Here is an 18,179-nt window from a genome sequence, read left to right as displayed (position 1 = left end):
CGAGATATTCCCATGAAAAATGCATTTATTTGTGATTCCATCCGCACTCCTTTTGGTCGCTACGCAGGGTCTTTATCCTCTATTCGAACTGATGACTTAGGTGCTATCCCCCTTAAAGCCCTGCAAGAACGAAACCCACAGGTCGACTGGCAAGCCGTGGATGATATTTATTATGGTTGTGCTAACCAAGCGGGTGAAGATAACCGTAACGTAGCTCGCATGAGTGCCTTGCTGTCAGGCCTTCCTGTTAGCGTACCTGGCACAACCATCAATCGTTTATGCGGCTCAGGTATGGATGCCATTGGCTGCGCGGCTCGCGGTATTGAAAGTGGTGATATTGGTCTTGTTATAGCAGGCGGGGTTGAATCCATGTCTCGCGCACCTTTTGTAATGGGTAAAGCCGAAACCGCCTTTAGCCGCCAGGCAGAAATGTTTGATACCACCATTGGCTGGCGCTTTGTGAACAAGTTGATGAAAAACGAATTTGGCATTAACTCTATGCCCGAAACCGCGGAAAACGTCGCCGAGCAGTTTAATATCAGCCGGGAAGACCAAGATGCCTTTGCCTTACGCAGCCAGCAAAAAGCGGCGCGCGCCCAGGCTGATGGCATATTTGATGCGGAAATCATCCCCGTGTCTATTGCGCGTAGAAAACAAGAACCGCTTATTTTTACAAAAGACGAACATCCACGAGCAACATCCCTTGAGGCGCTAGCAAAACTAGGCACGCCGTTTCGGGAAAATGGTACGGTGACCGCAGGTAACGCATCCGGCATTAATGACGGCGCTGTGGCGCTATTATTGGCCTCTGAGCGTGTCGCCGTGTCCCACTCTCTCGTTCCTAAGGCACGCGTGGTTAGTATGGCAACTGCTGGGCTTGAGCCGAGAATTATGGGCTTTGGACCCTCTCCAGCAACGAAAAAAGCGTTGCACAAAGCCGGTCTAAAAATCGAGGATATGGATGTCATTGAATTAAATGAAGCATTTGCCTCACAAGGCTTAGCGGTTTTACGTGATCTGGGTATAGCGGATGATGCCCCTCACGTGAATCCAAACGGCGGAGCCATCGCCTTAGGTCACCCCCTTGGTGCAAGTGGTGCGCGTCTAGTGATGACCGCCATGCACCAACTTCATAGAACGAATGGTCGCTACGCGTTGTGCACCATGTGCATCGGTGTAGGTCAAGGTATTGCCATGATAATTGAACGCGTTTAACCGCAACTTAAGGTTAATTGTTAATTTTTTATTAACAATTAACCTTTTATTCGTCAATTTAAATGATACACTCAATTGACTAAATGCAAATAAACTGTATCATTTAAATTATGCAATATAGAACCAATAGGTGAATCTTATGGACACGAATGAGCAAAGCCTCGAAACCACATTTCAAAACAAGATTGATAGTGAGTTGAAGATCGAACCAAAAGATTGGATGCCAGATGCGTATCGCAAAAATTTGATCCGGCAGATTTCCCAGCATGCTCACTCTGAAGTTATCGGTGAGCAGCCTGAAGGCAACTGGATCACCCGTGCCCCGTCTTTACGTCGCAAAGCCGTATTATTAGCGAAAGTTCAGGACGAAGCCGGTCATGGTTTGTATTTATACAGCGCAGCGGAAACCTTAGGGATAAGCCGGGCTGAAATGATAGAAGCCTTACAGACGGGCAAAGCCAAGTACGCCTCTATTTTCAACTACCCCACACAAACATGGGGCGATATCGGCGCCATAGGTTGGTTAGTTGATGGTGCAGCTATTTGTAATCAGGTTTCGTTACAGCGCACTTCGTATGGGCCTTATGCGCGTAGCATGATCCGTATCTGTAAAGAGGAAAGTTTTCACCAACGTCAGGGTTACCAAATCATGTTGGAGCTCGCCAAAGGTACGCCTGAGCAGAAGCTGTTGGCGCAAGATTCACTGAATCGGTTTTACTGGCCCTCACTGATGATGTTTGGTCCCCATGACTCAGAATCTGCCCATTCTGCAAAATCTATGAAGTGGAAAATCAAGCGAGAAACCAATGATGATTTACGCCAGAAATTCATCGACCAAACCGCTCCGCAGATTGAGTTCTTAGGTTTAGAACATCCAGATAAAGCACTGAAATGGAACGAAGAGCGCGGTCAATACGACAGCGGCGAAATCGACTGGGAAGAGTTTTATAACGTAATAAACGGTAACGGTCACTGTAATCGCCAACGCATTGAACACCATGTTAAAGCGCATGAAGACGGCGCTTGGGTGCGGGATGCGCAAAACGCCTACAACGCCAAAGTAAAGCTGCGCCAAGCGCAAGCTGCTGCCTAAGGAATTATGATTATGACACTAGAAAACCTAGCATTATTCGAAGTATTTGTGCGTTCAAAGCGCGGTTTAGATCACAAACATGTTGGCAGCTTGCACGCTGAAGATGCACAGCATGCGCTAGATTACGCCAGAGATTGCTATACCCGTCGCAGCGAAGGAGTCAGTATTTGGGTGGTTAAATCAACTGACATCTGTGCCTCACAAGAAGACGACAACGAAGGTTTTTTCGACCCATCTGAAGATAAACCATACCGACATGCAACCTATTACCCACTTCCAAAAGAAGTGGGTAATATGTAGGCGGGCGATAATGAATACTAGCAATAACAATGATATACACAGTGACCTTATAGAGTACGCCACCCGATTGGGCGACGACTCGCTAATACTTGGTCATCGCATCTCCGAGTGGGCCAGCCATGGCCCCTTTTTAGAAGAAGACATTGCCCTTGGTAACGTAGCGCTGGACTACATTGGCCGGGCACGTATGTATTATACCTACGCAGCCCAATTGAGCGGTGAAGGCAGAACCGAAGATGACTTTGCTTATTTACGTAACGAGCGTGACTTTCAGAATCATTTGTTAAATGAGCTACCTAAAGGCGATTTCGCCTACACCATAGTACGCCAGTTATTTATTGATGTATTTAACTCGCTTTATCTGCCTTTGTTACAAACCTCGGCAGATGAAACTTTCGCAGCCATTGCCAGCAAAGCAGTTAAAGAGACCCGTTATCATTTAAGACGCAGTAAAGACTGGAGCATTCGCCTCGGTGATGGCACTGAAGAAAGCCATCAAAGAATGCAAAAGGCTTTGGGAGAATTGTGGGGCTATGTACATGAGTTGTTTGAGCCTGACGAGCTGGAAAAGCGCTTGATCGCAAAATCCATCGCAGTGGATACCTCAACTCTAAAAGATCAATGGTTAGCTGAGGTGACTGACACCCTAAGCACTGCGACACTTGACGTGCCTGACGCCGAATGGGCAGTACGTGGTGGTCGCGCTGGATATCACACCGAGCACCTAGGCCAACTGCTTAGCGTAATGCAAAGTGTACCCAGACGCTACCCTGGCGCTAAGTGGTGATCCCATGCAAATCATAGCTACCGTTCCTAGTCATCGCTACGAACGCCAAGTGCGCCGAGAGTCTTCACGTTATCCCGAAGTATGGACGTTACTTGACGAGGTGAGCGACCCTGAAATACCCGTTCTGTCTATTTGGGATATTGGTATTTTGACTGATGTGGCGGAGCATGAAGGCAAAATGCTGATCACTATTACCCCTACGTATTCGGGGTGCCCGGCGATGGACGTCATCAAAGAGGACGTTATCGCCCACTTGTGTGCAAATGGATACCCAAACGTAGAGGTTAAGATATCTCTGTCACCTGCCTGGACCACAGACAATATGACAAAAGCGGGCCAAGACAAACTTCGTCAATACGGCATAGCACCGCCGGTTGATGCGCCATCTGGCTGCATTAAACATTTCACGCCAACTGAAGGTGTGAAGTGTCCACACTGTGCCTCACTCAATACTCAGGTGATCAGTGAATTTGGCTCAACTGCCTGCAAAGCATTGTTTAAATGCCAAGACTGCCACGAACCTTTCGACTTTTTTAAAAGCATATAAGCATTCATTTCTGGAGACACAATGAACGATACCCAGTTTTATCCACTGAGCATAAAAAGTGCAGAGCCAGAAACCGATTCGGCCGTATGTATCACATTTGACGTACCACCAACGTTAAAAGACATTTTTGCCTTCACTCAAGGCCAATTTCTTACCTTGAAAGTAACGGTAAATGGCGAAGAGCTGCGTCGAGCATACTCAATTTGTTCAGGTATTACAGACAACAATTTACGGGTGGCCATCAAACGCGTCGAAGGTGGAAAATTATCGAACTATGTCAATGATCATTTTAAAGCCGGTGATGAAATCCAGGTTATGCCGCCCCAGGGTAATTTTTCTACTGAAATCTCTGCCCAGCAAGCTAAAAACTACATGTGTATCGCTGTGGGCAGTGGCATTACGCCTACGCTTTCGATCATTAAATCAGTATTAGCTTGTGAGCCAAAAAGTCAGGTGACCTTGATTTATGGCAACAGACAAAGCAACACCATGATGTTCAAAGAGGAACTCAGTTTCTTAAAAAACCAATACATGCAGCGCATGAAATGGATAAACATCATGAGCCAGGAAGATCAGGGCTCTGATTTACTCGCTGGGCGCATTAATAATAAAAAAGGGTACCTACTGCAAAAACTAAAGCTCATCGATATCACCAATACCGATGAAGCATTTATTTGTGGCCCAGAATCGCTCATGTCAGAGTTATCTCACGGTTTTCGACTCGAGGGCTTAAAAGACAGTCAAATTCATTATGAGTTATTTACCAGTTCGGCCGAAGACTCGCAGAAAATCATGGATAAAGCGAAAGCTCGTGTAGAAAGTTACGGCGAACAAAAAACCAGTAACGTCACTCTCACATCCGACGGCCGCACAATTAAATTCAAGCTTGCCACTGTAGGTGAAAACCTACTTGATGCCGGTATGGACAATGGAATGGAGCTTCCCTACTCCTGTAAAGCGGGCGTTTGCTCGACATGCAAAGCCAAGTTAGTCAAAGGTGAGGTAGACATGGACATTAGTCATGGGCTGGAGCCCCATGAGGTAGAAGCCGGCTACATATTAACCTGCCAGGCGCACCCTATTAGTGACGAAGTAGAAGTAGATTTTGATCAGAGATAGTCAACAAGCAAAACCTAGCTTAAAAGACTTTGGTACACTTGAAAGTAGCTCTGTTCAATTTGGCAAAATTAAAGTGCAAAAAAACAATAATCTACAAGATGTTTTAATCCAGCATATTAAAGATACCAACGTTAGTTGTATCTCAATGACGGTTACCTTATTTGGGGATGTCGTATCACAACATGGTAATTGGATATGGCTTGGCAGCCTTATTAACGCGTTAGCGCCCTTGGGTTTTAACGAACGCTCAGTACGCACCTCTGTTTTCAGGTTAATGCAAAGCGACTGGTTAGAGGTGAATAAAATTGGCCGAAAGAGCTACTACTGCTTGACCGAGACTGCACACAGTCACTATGAGCGAGTAGCGAGGCGTATTTACGTACCTGAACCACCAGACTGGGATGGAAAGTGGCTGTTAGTACTACCTGTTTCGGTACCAGAAGATAAGCGCGATGAACTTAAAAAGTTTTTAAATTGGCAGGGTTTTAACACCTTATCAAATGGCTTTTATGCTCATCCGTCATCCGACAGGCGCTCTTTGGATGAAACCTTGATTGAGCAAAAGCTAACTAATGATGTGGTGGTGTTTTCCGCCACATTAGAAGACTTACATTCAAAGGATGTCATCAAAGGTTTAGTGAATGAGAAGTGGAATATCACCGAGCTCCAAGTTTCTTATCAAAACTTTCTCGATTTTTATCGCACCTTAAACCGCAAGATAGACATTGGTACGCTAAGCCCGGATGAAGGTTTTATGTTCCGTTCAGTACTCATACATGACTATCGACGAATACAACTGCGCGACCCCGACTTGCCAGACGAGTTACTCCCAAATGGCTGGGTCGGATATGAAGCTCAAGACTTATTGAAAAGACTGTACAAAATGCTGATAAAACCATCGTTGCGTTATACCGAAGAAAACCTGTGTAACGCCCACGGCTCGATGCCATCAGCTTCTTCAAAGTTCTTCAATCGTCTTGGTGGTTTAAAATAACGAATAAGTCTGATGGCTTATTCGGTAACACAGAGAACACTATGATTAGAATAGCGATAATGTATGCAAATAAGCCGGGGAACGAGTTCAACAGTAATTATTATCGCTCGTTTCACTTAGCGTTAGTTAAAGAAAAATACACGCCATTTGGTTTACAAGGCATTGAGCTAGATGAAGCCAAAGTACTTGATGGTCCGCAGAAGGCGCCTTACTTCGCCATCGGCTATTTACTCTTTGGGTCTACCAAAGAATTTCTTAACGCCGTAAAAGAAGCCGGCGAAGAAGTCATGGCCGACGTGGAAAACTTCACCAATGCCAAACCGATTATCCAGGTTAGTCAATTTTCCACTTTATAACTCCATTTTAAGGCATCAAGCATGTATTCATCTGTCGTTTTTCTCGAACAACGGGCAAACATAGGGTTGCTCGTTATTAACAATCCCCCCGTTAATTCACTGTCCCAAGTAGTCAGGCAGGGTTTACTAGAAACGCTAAAAGAAGCGTTAGCCAACCCAGGAATTGAAGCCATTGTTATTCAATGTACCGGTAAAACTTTTATCGCAGGGGCAGATATCTCTGAGTTTGGCACCCCCCCAAAGCAGCCTCATCTTCCCGACGTATTAAGGGAGCTACAAAACAGTTCAAAACCGATTGTGGCAGCCTTATTTGGCACGGTATTGGGCGGTGGATTCGAAACCGCATTATCATGTCACTATCGCGTTGCCCTATCCGGCACCAAAGTCGGATTACCAGAAGTCAATTTAGGACTGATCCCAGGCGCCGGCGGCACCCAGTTGTTACCCAGAATTTGCGATGTTGAAACCGCACTCGAGCTGATAACCTCAGGTAAACATGTCACAGTAGAGTCACAGCAAGCCACTGGCATCACTGATAAAATCGTCGATGGGGATGTTTTACAACATGCTATTGCATTTGCACAGCAAGTTGCAGTAGGCAAACCCTTTATTTCTACCCCTTTACTGAGCGTGAAAATGGGCAGTGCCGACAAGACTATCTTTGAGCGCTACCGCACTAAATTAGCCAAGCGCGCTCGGGGACAAAAGGCTCCTCAACGGGCGATAGATTCCGTCGAAAATGCGCTAAACTTATCGTTTGAGCAAGGCCTAGAAAAAGAACGGGCCTACTTTTTGGCGTGTCGTGAATCCTCTCAATCTTCCGCTATGCGCCACGCTTTTTTCGCTGAAAAAGCCGCAACTAAATACACACCAGCTTCTAGCGTAACCAACCCCATTAGCATCGAAACGATCGCAATCATTGGTGCTGGTACTATGGGCGGCGGTATCACAATGAGTTTTGTGGATAAAGGTATTCCCGTTACTTTAGTAGAAACATCAATACAAAATTTAGAGCGTGGTATCGCAGGCATTACCCAGCGCTATAAAAAAATGGTCCAAGGGGGACGAATATCCCAAGTACAGATGGATTCACGAATGGCTCTAATCACGCCAACCTGTGAGTATCAAGACTTGTCTGATGTCGATTTAGTCGTCGAGGCAGCCTTTGAGAGTATGGATGTCAAACGAGACATATTCAGCAAGCTCGATGCAGTATGTAAACCGCAAACCATTCTAGCCAGTAATACCTCATATCTAAATATTGATGACATCGCCAAGTCTACAACTCGTGGGAATAAAGTCTTAGGCATGCATTTTTTCAGCCCAGCCAACATTATGAAGTTACTAGAAGTTGTACGCTGTAAAGAAACTGACGAAGCAACGCTCGTTTCTGCCGTGGCATTGGCGAAACGTATTGGCAAAATCTCCAGTGTGGTGGGCATGTGTTATGGTTTTGTCGGTAACAGGATGTATTCTTGTTATGGTCGTGAAGCGAACCTACTATTGCTTGGAGGTGCAACACCAAGTCAAATTGATGAGGCTATGGTTGATTGGGGAATGGCCATGGGCCCACTAGCGGTGAATGACATGTCAGGGATTGACATTGCCTACAAAGCTCGCAAAGAGAATCCAAATTTATCTCAAGACCCGCTCTATTTCCGCGCAGCAAACCTTATGGTTGACGCAGGCCGACTGGGCCAAAAAACTCAAGCAGGATTCTATCAATATGATGACGCCGGAGTTAAATCTGAAGATCCCGCGGCGTTAGTGTTGTTACACCAAGAAGCTTTATCACTCAAGGTTCCTCAAAGAGAAATTAGCCCAGAAGAGATCCAAACGCGATTGATTTATGCGCTTATCAATGAAGGAGCGAAAATACTCGAAGAGGGTATCGCTCAGCGCGCAAGCGACATAGATGTGATCTGGTTGAATGGCTATGGTTTCCCGCGCTATAAGGGTGGCCCAATGTTTCTCGCGGATTTGCTCGGTCTTAGTAACGTGCTGGCGACAATACAACAACTATATGACACAACAGGCAAAGACTGGTGGAAACCCAGTAAGCTATTAATACAGCTCGCTCAAACTGGCAAACGCTTTTCAGAACTATAATCCTTTGGGTTTTCACCGATAAAAAAGGCCGTTTATTAACTGGTGCCGATCAGTTAAGCGGTTAGAAATGAAATATATAAGGATCATTTGACCGATCCTTATAAACACCTGCCAGACGAGGTATCTATCACTGTGAGCTTGTCCTGAAGTCTCATCTGCCGCTGAAAACTTCCCCGTTATACTCGCAGATCATCCCTTTTCAACCGCTAGGCAAGTCGGCTCCATACCGTTGCTAGTCCGCACGGTAAACGCCCAAATCAATGAGTTTAATGTCTCTGTTTCCGGCCCTGCCGAACAGCCTTGCTTGCATATTGGCAACGGTTGGCTCTCGCTGTGCCGGTAATAGGAATACGCGATACCCCAATTCTAGAAGTAGGTGAAATGGCTACTCGCGGTTGGGTAAACAACTGCAAGACAAGCTAGGTGGAGCCACTCCTATATATCAAGCGCTGTCCTCCAAAAAATAAAATTCAAGAGTGAGAAGCAAGGGCAAAGCAACTCGAAACTAAGAAGTGTTTAGCTTAAAGGTGACGATTCACTTATTGTCCAGTTCCAATTTGTTCGTAGTAATGAGCGACATCTTTCATTTGCTGGTCAGTCAATACTTTGGCAATTTCATGCATGATAATTGAGTCACGGCTTTGATTGTTGAAAGAGACCAATTGTTGATAAAGGTAACCGTGATTTTGCCCCGCCAGATTTGGCCAGGTATTGTTGACCGTCTGCCCATTCATTCCATGACAGGATATACAATTGGCTCTGACATTTTGTCCTGCGACATTGATTTCGGCTGACGCCGGTTTCGAAAAGGGCAGACCCGCGTAATATGTGGCAATGTCCTGAATATCTTGATCAGACAAGTTACTAATAACATTGTCCATCAATGGATTTTTCCTGGTTCCATCTTTAAAGGCAGACAACTGAAGTGCCAGATAACCTTGTTTTTGCCCAGCTAAACTTGGCCATGCGGGATTTTGCGCCACACCATTTTGGCCATGACAGGCATTACAAGTCGTCACCAGTGTTTCTATCTCTGCTGCCAGCGATACTTGACTCAATATCAAACTGCTTGCAACAGCAATAACACCGCGTAAAAATTTTTTAAGTAAAGGATCCATCATTTAGTATTCTCGTTTGGGCCGTTAAATTAGTTCACTGCGCAGCCAAAGGAAACAACTTTTTCACTAGCTGCTTTCTATATTCTACTGCCTCGAACAGGGGTGATTTTCGCAACCTTCCAACCTCTTTGGCAGTAAAATACTCAAAGTCTTCGGGGGTGCTTTTTTTGCCTATATCTATCATCATCCAATTCAATAATTCAGCCAACTCATCATTATCAAGCGCAGAATTGGCTGACCCAGGCACCCTTACCAAGTATTCCCTGCCCTCTTGTCCGCTCAAAAAATGACCCACCATGCCCTGCATGTTAGGTACACCCATCCCTCCACGACCATCACCTACATGACAACCCTGACAGAGTATTTGATAATTAGACTTTGCCCTTTTGACATTTATGTTCTCTTTAGCAGCAACCTCGCCCGCAACAGCCTGCAACATAAACAAAATCAGTACTAAGGATTTCATCCGTCATTTCTCAAAGGCTAAGCCAACCACAACCGCAGTAGAGCAATGATAAACCGAGCTTGTCGCGCCTAAACACCAGTTCACATCGTTGGATTTGTCCGAACGATAAATGGGTCGGTCACCTTCATCCCTCTGGCACAAACAGCTGCCACATTGGGTTTTGCCGCAGCAATCATTATATGAGATGACATAATTGCGACCATCGATCGGGTTGCGGCAGGTACCTATCCAGGTGATAGGCGACATTTCTGTGCCAGGGGGGCAACTGTTGTAAGAGCCTCCACAACATTCACATAAAAAACCGTCTACTGCACAATAACGCCAGTAGTCACAACTTGATGGATCGCCTACATCCTGAGGATATTGCGGACTGTCATTGGCTCGCGCCACAGGCAATAAGGGGATCGCAGCGCCACCTACCAAGGTTGCTCCCAGGAGCTTAAAAAATCCGCGTCTTGAGCTATTTTGGGCAATCGACCTGGCAGATTTTTCAAATAATTTATCTAACATCTTCATCTTTATTTAGCCTCCACAAACTGCTCTTCTGGCTTATTTTTTTGCATAAACTCCTGGATTGATGCAACCTTTTTATCTTTCGCTTCAAATAGACTGTCCAGATGCTCCCGGGAATTAACTATGCCCATCGCGGCAACTTTTCCCTGCTCGTCGATTAAGACAGCATAAGGTAACTTGGCTACCCCAAAACTCTTGCCCAGCAATTCAGACACTATGTAGGGAAATGCCGATAACTCTTGTTGTTTTACATAGCCGGCGTGATCGTCCTGTTTGCCATCGCTGGCTAGTATCATGGTAAGCCAGGAAGACTCGGCCTTGGCAGAGGATTTTAACGCTGGCAACAACGTTTTACATACCGGACAATCCGGTGATACAAAAAATACCAGTTGTGATTTATTATCCGCTTGCACCCCACCCACATTGACGAGTCCGGATGACAGCGACTGTAAGGTAAAATCAGGGGCTAACTGCCCAACCTCAAGGGTTTTATTCATGGCTAACGCCCCTGCCGGTGCCACACGCTCAAACAGCACGCCCACTTGCCGGGTCAAGGCATAAATAATTACCCCCTGCAGAATAACGACAACCCACAACAGGACGTTTGAAACCGTTAAAAAATCCATTATCTTGTCCTTAACATATTAATTATTTGGCTATTTTCGATCAATTTTTCACTACTTGAATAAAAAACAATCAGAAAAGCCGCTGTCATCACAACGATGAACCAAATCCCGTTAAATACCGGGATGCCGGGAAGCAAACATATGAGTGAAGCGGCCGCAAGTATTGTATTTCGATATAGTAAGGCCGGGCCGATATTTATGTGTATATCTGGACCGGCGCAGCCACAATTGAGATCGACTCGCCCGATATACAACTGTCGTAACATACCAAGCAGGTAAATCACTAACATTGACAAGACTGCCATTGCCGCATATGGACGGCTTGGCGCAAACATAATTGACAGGGCAATCACTATTTCCAACCAGCCGATAAAATAACTTAACATGCTTGCCAATGCTTTATGCTTAAACCCATATTCTACTAGCAGTTCAGAATAGAATATGGCATTAGCCCGATTAATTTTGTGCATGCCCGCTCGCATAAAAAGCCACAAGAAAAATAGCGCAAAGACGTCTGACAAAATGGCACTGAGCATCATCTAATAAGCCTTATGGATAACTAATGGGGTGACATTGCCAAAATCACTAAATGTCTGAACTAATTTGCCACTTTGCGCATTATAGATATCCAGATTCATCTCACCGTTGGTCACAACAAGAAGGGGCTCTTTACCGCGCGTTAAGGCAATTGAAACAGCCCAGGAAGGGATATCAATGATTTTGATACGTTGCTTTTTATTTACATCAAAAACCCAGACCTGCGTTCCACCATGGGTTTGCGAACCATTGAAACCATCGGGATTCATGATGATGTAGAAAAGCCCCTGTTCATCTGCATCATTAAGTGCCAACCCTCCGGGACGCCAATTCTGACTTTTCTCTTCTTCAGATAGCAGACTCCAATGGCCAAGGTATTGTGCCACTTCGGTATTCAAGTCAACCATATGTAATTCGCCTGCAAAACCTGGAAAGTAGGCAATGCCGTCAATAATGGCCGGACGTTCAAAAATAGGGGTTTTATCCGTATCGAAAAACGGTGCAATACGATGTTGGGATTTTTTCTTGCCAAATTCATCGATGGTCGATGTCAATAGCCCACCATTACTGCACATTGAGGTGACACTTCTTTTGCCTGTCGCAAACGTCAGCACACAACCCGGTGTGCCAATGGTATCAGTGATCTCTGCGCTATCCAGATCAACCACAGTAATTGAACCCGCCGGGCTAAAATTTGCCACAAACAGAAATTTCTCATCCGGGGAAAGCGCCATGGCATGTCTGCGTGGCAACGCCTGCAAACGTGTTTCAGGCCAGACTATCTCTTTAACCGGTGATAACGTGGTTTTGTCGTAGATCGCAAGAATATCGGTTTTAGGCCCGCGACTTCCCCGCGCGTGGAAAGACTCCATAATATAGAATTCAGGTCGCTTTTTTGCTGTTAAAAAATTACCTAACAAGTTTTTATCGGCTGTTCCCTTTATGCGCTTGCTGGCTTTTTGTTCAGCAGCGTCCATCAATATGACCTTGCCCCCAAACATACTCATAAAGCTGGATTCATCAACAAATATCCAGCTTTCAGGATATTGTGCAGGCAAAGTTTCCACTCGCCCCGTGATTTCGATGGGACGCACGGGTAAGGATGGATCTGCAACAACCTTGGCACTGGCTACTTTATTGTGTCCGATGTCAGCAGATTTTTGCTCCTGTGGATTGTTTGCACAGCCAAAAACCATACTGGTGCACAGACTCAAAACAGCCATTTTTGTTGAATATAAGCTTTTCATTCTATCCATGCCCCAGTGACAGTTTCATTATTTACAGACTTTGATAGTTTGTAATGATGTGTATTCTTCCAACCCGTATTGACCAAATTCTACGCCTATACCGGACTGTTTAACACCACCAAAAGGGGCATTGGGCTGAACGGAACCATGATCATTTATCCATACAGAACCCGTTTCCATTCTCGCTGCTAAAGACTTTGCCAGCTCCAGGTTAGACGTCCATATCGAGCCACCAAGACCACTGGGGTTATGGTTAGACCGTTCAATCACTTCATCGATATCGGAATATTTAATGACAGGTAAAATGGGTCCAAACTGCTCTTCATCAACTAACCGGCTACCATCGGATATATCTGTAACTATAGTAGGAGGAAAAAAGAATCCGTTTCCATCTCGTACCGAACCACCCACCAAAATTTTAGCACCATTTGCTATGGCGTCTTTGGCAAGCGCTTGTACTTTTTCCAATTGCATCAAATTCTGCACCGGACCAAGCTCGACGCCGTCATCCATACCATTACCGACCTTGACAGAACTGGCCAGTGCAACCAATTCCTTGCACACTTCATCATGGATAGATTCATGCACATAAAGACGTTTTAGGCAGGCGCAAGTTTGACCATTATTGTGAAAGGCTGCCGCAAATAATTTTGGTGCAATGGCTTTCACATCGACATCCTCTAGCACAATACCTGCATCATTCCCACCGAGTTCCAAAGTCAAACGCTTTAGATTCCCGGCCGCAGACTGCATGATTTTCTTGCCCGTGCTGGTTGAGCCGGTAAAGACAATTTTATTAATATCCGGATGCGTCGATATGGCGGCCCCAACACTCTGGGCACCGGTAACAACATTAAGTACGCCCGGCGGCAACACTGTATTGGCTAACTCAACAAATCGAAGCGTACTCAATGGCGTTAATGGAGACGGTTTAATAACCACAGTATTGCCTGCTCTAAGCGCAGGTATAACGTGCCAAATAGCAATCATCAACGGCCAATTCCATGGTGTAATAGAAGCAACCACACCCAAGGGTTTACGATGAACTTCCACCAGTGCTACATCATCATCTTGGATAACGTCGACAGGTAAATTCAAACTTGCCGTTACCTGAGTCCAGGCGATGGCGCCTCCGACTTCCATGCCGGCACCGATCCCGTTTAGCCCCGTTAAGGGCTTGCCTGTTTCCTGGGTAACCAATGCCATAAGCTCTGGCATGTTCGCTTCCAGAATGGACGCTAATGCATTAATTTTTTCGACCTTTTGCACATCGGAAATTTGGCTCCAACTTGGAAATGCCTTTCTCGCCGCTTTGACAGCAAGATTCAGCGTCTCGGCATCCCCCATAGAGCACTGAGCAAATGCTTCACCCGTTGCCGGGTTAACCACATCACATTGCTGCTGTGATGAAACTTCTTTTCCATCAATTGTCATATTGTACTGTTGCATGATGTTACCTTTAACAAAATTAGATAAAATAAGCTGACTTATATCAAGTTAGAAATAATTGTATTCCACGTTAATCCCGAACCATCTTGGTTTGGCATAGAACTGCTGATTGAATCCTGCTGGCCCGGTGAAATCGAAGGTATAGACGCGATATGCTTCATCAGTCAAATTCTTAACAAAGGCAGAAACTTTCCAGCTGTCGTCGATCTCATAACCGACTCTGGCGTTGAATATGGTGTAAGCATCTTCTTTGGATATGTCGCTGTTGGTAATATCAAAATAATGTTCGCCCTGGTAATTAAAATCAACCTGAGCGGAAAGCTGGTCTGACAAATGGTATCTGACAATACCATTGAAGCTAAACTCCGGCGCTTGTACCATTTGAACGTCGTTTACAGCACCAACTCCTCTAACTGTTACCTCGTCAACATTTGTATCGAGATAACTTCCTCCCACTTTAATATCCCAGTCATCACCCGGTAACCAGGTCACTTCAACATCGACTCCTTTTAGTTGCGCATCAGAGTTATTGATAAATTGACTTAACCCTGCAAACGTTAGGGCTTGATAATTCTGGTAATCGTAATAAAACGCGCTGGCATTTAACCTCACATCACCATTTGCAAAGGTGGTTTTTATGCCGGCTTCATAGCTGGTTAACTCTTCTGACTCAAAGGGTACATCTTCTTCCAACACCCCATCGGTAAAGTCAAGGAAACCACCATTGAAGCCGCCGCTTTTAAACCCATTCGCTACGTTGACAAAAACTAAGGTCTCTTTGTCAATTTTGTAATCCAGTCCAATTTGACCTGACACATTAGTATCATCAATGTTGGTCAGATCTTTGGCCAACGGGTTTGCATCGGTAAAATCCATAAAGGTGGTGGTACCCGGAAAATCAGAACCCAGACCAAAATTACATACATCTCCGGCTGGAATTAAGCATGAATTAAGCACCGCGTCCGGGTTACCAGTTGTCTTGTTTTGATACTGCATTTCACGATCTTCACTGGTATATCTCAACCCTACGGTCAACGTCAGAGACTCAGATAACTCTTTTTCAACCTGGCCAAACACTCCATAGGACTCGGTGTTCTGAACGTAGTTAATGTCATAGTTAAAGAAGGGCACAAAGTCAGTGCCAAAGGTGCCTGTCGGAGCACCGGTAATACCATCCACAACAGGACCAGGATAATTTACATCAAGACTCATATCGCCTTTGATTTCATTCTCAAAGTAATAAAGTCCAAATATCCAGTCGAATGTTTCACCCGAACCGGCCAACCGAAATTCCTGGCTGAATTGTTCATTTTCGGATGCAAAGTCAGGAACGACGCCGGGAAACGGCCCCATATCAGTATCTTCCTGATGTAATTTTTCTACGTCTTCAATGGCACTAATGGATGTAAATGTAAATTTTGATGCTTCCCAGTTAAGGTTTAATGAAGCACCTTGGGAATCAATTTCAAGGGTGCCCTGTCGATCGTATTCCCCTGCGAAGGGATCTCCGTCATTATCTGCATATCCGTAATAATCCGTGGTACCAAAATTCCCAGCACCATCATCCGTAGCCTGATGCTGATATTGGGGGGCATTAGTATCAGATTTACCACCGTGAATATTCACCAAGGCTGAGAAATCATCAGTCACATCAATATTCAGCTGCGCCCGATACGCCAGGCTATCAGCCTCATTAGCATCTTTACCTATGCGGTTCTCCACATAACCATCATGTTTGTTTGTTGCAACTGACACTCTTCCTTGCATTGAATCACTCAGACTCCCGCCAACTGCAGCTTCGGTTTTTATCTGATTGTATTCTGCTAAAGTCAGGTTAAAAAAAGCTGCAGTGTCTTCACTCGGCTTCTTTGAAATAAAGTGAACCAAACCACCCGTTGCATTACGGCCATAAAGTGTGCCTTGTGGTCCCCTCAATACTTCCACTCGTTCCAGATCAAAAAGTTGAAACGTCAATCCTGGCATCGCAGATTGATAGACTTCATCCCGATAAACGGCGATAGGACCTTCATTATTGTCATTAAAATCATTTAAACCCACACCACGTAAACTGATGGAGGGATTATTCCCCTCGCCTACCGGCGTTCCAATATTCAATCCAGGAGTTTGAGCTGCTATATCGACACTATCGGTCATGTTTAACTCCCGCAATGCCTCACCCGAAAAGGCTGTGACTGAAATGCTCACATCCTGTAGGTCTTGCGATTTCTTCTTGGCGGTAATTTGGATTTTTTCAAATACACTAGCTTTTTCTTGAGCGTTAACAGTAAAAGTTGCAGTGAAAAGTAAGGCGGTGGCGACAGCCAGTGATATTTTGTTGTGTTTCATGGTCTACCCTCTTATTTTATTTTTTTTTCGAAGTTGATTTATTCAAATGCCAATATAGGCATAACACTAAATCACTCATACGTTAATTTTCACGTTAATTTTATATTAACAGTGCGTGGCTTCGTCTGGTATTCTGTTAGCACCGTACAGTCAAAATGTTAATGGATTGTTTAATTGAACTAGATTCGATTATAGAACGTTCACTTTGTTTGTATAATATGAGAATTCAATCACACACTGTTTGGTAAACAAAACAATGAAAAGAGTTCAATTAAATGAAATGAGCGTTTTTATCGAGGTTGTCAGAAGTGACGGCTTTAGAGCTGCGGCCAAAAAATTAAACTTGGGCGCAGGCTCAGTAAGCCAGGCAGTTCAACGACTTGAAGATAAGTTGGGCAATCAGTTATTGAAACGCACAACTCGTCATGTGGCGCTAACAGAAGCCGGGAGAACCCTGTTTAATCGTTGTTCTCCGGCAGTTTCTTACATAGAGGATGTCATAAAAGAGTTGGACGAAGAGAAGAACTCTCTTTCCGGAACATTAAAGATCAATGCGCCCCGGGCAGTAGGTGGCTGTTTTCTAGACAACCTATTGGCCGATTACGCCAGTCAATATCCGTCAGTTAATATTGATATTGTTTACCAAGATAATAAAGTGGACTTAGTTCAATCAGGGGTTGACGCCGCCATAAGAATTGACGGTCTACTCGAAAAAGACACCCACGCAGTGCCGGTGGGTCCAACATTGGACATGGCCGTAATCGCCACCCCGGACTATTTAAAATTGAACGGTGTATTGAACCACCCCTCAGATCTCACTCAACACCGAGGAATTTGTTACAAACAACAAAGTGCTTCAAATATCTATGCCTGGCAATTTAATGAAGATGGTAATAAATACTCCGTCGCCCCCCCACCAGCAATTATCACCAATGATAGTGATAGCATAATGGCCTTTGTACGAAAACATATTGGCATCGGCTATCTCTATCTACATGACGCACAACCCTATTTGGAAACGGGTGAAATTGTACGAGTTTTAACCGAATTCACATCGTCACAAGGTCGTTACTCGATTAACTATTTAAGTAAAAAGAATATGCCAAAACGTCTGCGTGCCTTTATCGATATGGCGTTAGCATTAGATTGAGCATTGGGTGTGCGATAACCTTCTTAAACAAAAAAGATATCTCTATTTTGTCACCCAACAATACGTTTAAGGCCTTAGTTATTGCGGGCACCATTAATTGATCACCAGGCGTTAAAAGCACGGCCCAACCATCCGGTTTTTGTGCGCTAAAGTCCAATACAGCGGCTAACTTTGCCTCGCGTGCGGGTTACCAATTCAAAGTATAAA

Annotated in this window: 18 protein-coding genes; 10 read left to right on the top strand and 8 right to left on the bottom strand. The window is 44.8% G+C overall.

The annotated features are described in order from the left end of the window. Window positions 1–12: 12 nt before the first annotated feature. From pcaF to AC3RV5_RS01395, 9 genes are all read left to right on the top strand, one after another. Window positions 13–1,215: a 3-oxoadipyl-CoA thiolase gene (pcaF, locus tag AC3RV5_RS01435; RefSeq protein WP_489730226.1), complete on the top strand. Its 1,203-nt coding sequence runs from the start codon at window positions 13–15 to the stop codon at window positions 1,213–1,215. 139 nt (window positions 1,216–1,354) lie between these two features. Next, complete coding sequence (paaA, locus tag AC3RV5_RS01430; protein WP_489730225.1) at window positions 1,355–2,308, top strand: 1,2-phenylacetyl-CoA epoxidase subunit PaaA; 954 nt, start codon at window positions 1,355–1,357, stop codon at window positions 2,306–2,308. Between the two features lie 12 nt (window positions 2,309–2,320). Further along, window positions 2,321–2,608 (top strand): 1,2-phenylacetyl-CoA epoxidase subunit PaaB, encoded by a 288-nt coding sequence (gene paaB, locus AC3RV5_RS01425; protein ID WP_489730224.1) that lies wholly within the window; start codon window positions 2,321–2,323, stop codon window positions 2,606–2,608. Window positions 2,609–2,618: 10 nt separating this feature from the next. Beyond that, on the top strand, window positions 2,619–3,395 hold the full coding sequence (paaC, locus tag AC3RV5_RS01420; protein WP_489730223.1) for a 1,2-phenylacetyl-CoA epoxidase subunit PaaC: 777 nt from the start codon (window positions 2,619–2,621) through the stop codon (window positions 3,393–3,395). Between the two features lie 4 nt (window positions 3,396–3,399). After that, on the top strand, window positions 3,400–3,942 hold the full coding sequence (paaD, locus tag AC3RV5_RS01415) for a 1,2-phenylacetyl-CoA epoxidase subunit PaaD (protein WP_489730222.1): 543 nt from the start codon (window positions 3,400–3,402) through the stop codon (window positions 3,940–3,942). A 21-nt stretch (window positions 3,943–3,963) separates the two neighbouring features. Beyond that, window positions 3,964–5,061 carry a 2Fe-2S iron-sulfur cluster-binding protein gene (locus tag AC3RV5_RS01410; protein WP_489730221.1) on the top strand — a complete coding sequence of 366 codons (1,098 nt, stop codon included), beginning with the start codon at window positions 3,964–3,966 and terminating at the stop codon, window positions 5,059–5,061. Next, entirely contained in the window at window positions 5,048–6,055 is a 1,008-nt protein-coding gene (paaX, locus tag AC3RV5_RS01405) for a phenylacetic acid degradation operon negative regulatory protein PaaX (RefSeq protein ID WP_489730220.1), read from the top strand. The genes AC3RV5_RS01410 and paaX overlap by 14 nt, the downstream gene beginning before the upstream one ends. A gap of 41 nt (window positions 6,056–6,096) precedes the next feature. After that, window positions 6,097–6,411: an EthD family reductase gene (locus AC3RV5_RS01400; RefSeq protein ID WP_489730219.1), complete on the top strand. Its 315-nt coding sequence runs from the start codon at window positions 6,097–6,099 to the stop codon at window positions 6,409–6,411. 21 nt (window positions 6,412–6,432) lie between these two features. Then, the gene (locus AC3RV5_RS01395; RefSeq protein ID WP_489730218.1) at window positions 6,433–8,520 is read left to right on the top strand and encodes a 3-hydroxyacyl-CoA dehydrogenase NAD-binding domain-containing protein; all 2,088 of its coding nucleotides are present in this window, start codon (window positions 6,433–6,435) and stop codon (window positions 8,518–8,520) included. Between the two features lie 539 nt (window positions 8,521–9,059). On the opposite strand, the gene AC3RV5_RS01390 is transcribed toward AC3RV5_RS01395, so the two are convergent. From AC3RV5_RS01390 to AC3RV5_RS01355, 8 genes are read right to left on the bottom strand one after another with little or no spacing between them, the layout of a single operon-like run. Next, complete coding sequence (locus tag AC3RV5_RS01390) at window positions 9,060–9,641, bottom strand: c-type cytochrome (protein WP_489730217.1); 582 nt, start codon at window positions 9,639–9,641, stop codon at window positions 9,060–9,062. Between the two features lie 31 nt (window positions 9,642–9,672). Then, window positions 9,673–10,104 (bottom strand): c-type cytochrome, encoded by a 432-nt coding sequence (locus AC3RV5_RS01385; RefSeq protein WP_489730216.1) that lies wholly within the window; start codon window positions 10,102–10,104, stop codon window positions 9,673–9,675. Between the two features lie 3 nt (window positions 10,105–10,107). Continuing rightward, window positions 10,108–10,614: a methylamine dehydrogenase light chain gene (locus AC3RV5_RS01380; RefSeq protein ID WP_489730215.1), complete on the bottom strand. Its 507-nt coding sequence runs from the start codon at window positions 10,612–10,614 to the stop codon at window positions 10,108–10,110. Window positions 10,615–10,622: 8 nt separating this feature from the next. Further along, window positions 10,623–11,243, bottom strand: coding sequence for a redoxin domain-containing protein (locus AC3RV5_RS01375; protein ID WP_489730214.1), 621 nt, complete (start codon window positions 11,241–11,243; stop codon window positions 10,623–10,625). Continuing rightward, window positions 11,243–11,782: a MauE/DoxX family redox-associated membrane protein gene (locus AC3RV5_RS01370; RefSeq protein ID WP_489730213.1), complete on the bottom strand. Its 540-nt coding sequence runs from the start codon at window positions 11,780–11,782 to the stop codon at window positions 11,243–11,245. Before AC3RV5_RS01370 ends, AC3RV5_RS01375 begins: the two co-directional genes overlap by 1 nt. Further along, window positions 11,783–13,027 carry an amine dehydrogenase large subunit gene (locus tag AC3RV5_RS01365; RefSeq protein WP_489730212.1) on the bottom strand — a complete coding sequence of 415 codons (1,245 nt, stop codon included), beginning with the start codon at window positions 13,025–13,027 and terminating at the stop codon, window positions 11,783–11,785. 27 nt (window positions 13,028–13,054) lie between these two features. Beyond that, the gene (locus AC3RV5_RS01360) at window positions 13,055–14,476 is read right to left on the bottom strand and encodes an aldehyde dehydrogenase family protein (RefSeq protein ID WP_489730211.1); all 1,422 of its coding nucleotides are present in this window, start codon (window positions 14,474–14,476) and stop codon (window positions 13,055–13,057) included. Between the two features lie 48 nt (window positions 14,477–14,524). Then, a complete protein-coding gene (locus AC3RV5_RS01355; RefSeq protein WP_489730210.1) occupies window positions 14,525–16,822 on the bottom strand; it encodes a TonB-dependent receptor in 2,298 nt (765 codons plus the stop codon). Window positions 16,823–17,078: 256 nt separating this feature from the next. On the opposite strand from AC3RV5_RS01355, the gene AC3RV5_RS01350 reads away from it, so the two are divergent. Then, window positions 17,079–17,972 carry a LysR family transcriptional regulator gene (locus tag AC3RV5_RS01350; RefSeq protein WP_489730209.1) on the top strand — a complete coding sequence of 298 codons (894 nt, stop codon included), beginning with the start codon at window positions 17,079–17,081 and terminating at the stop codon, window positions 17,970–17,972. The last annotated feature ends 207 nt before the right edge of the window (window positions 17,973–18,179 follow it).

The organism is Paraglaciecola sp. IT1134 (genome assembly GCF_058068185.1).
Note: the sequence above shows the minus strand (reverse complement) of the source record. Positions and strands in the feature narration are given on the sequence as shown.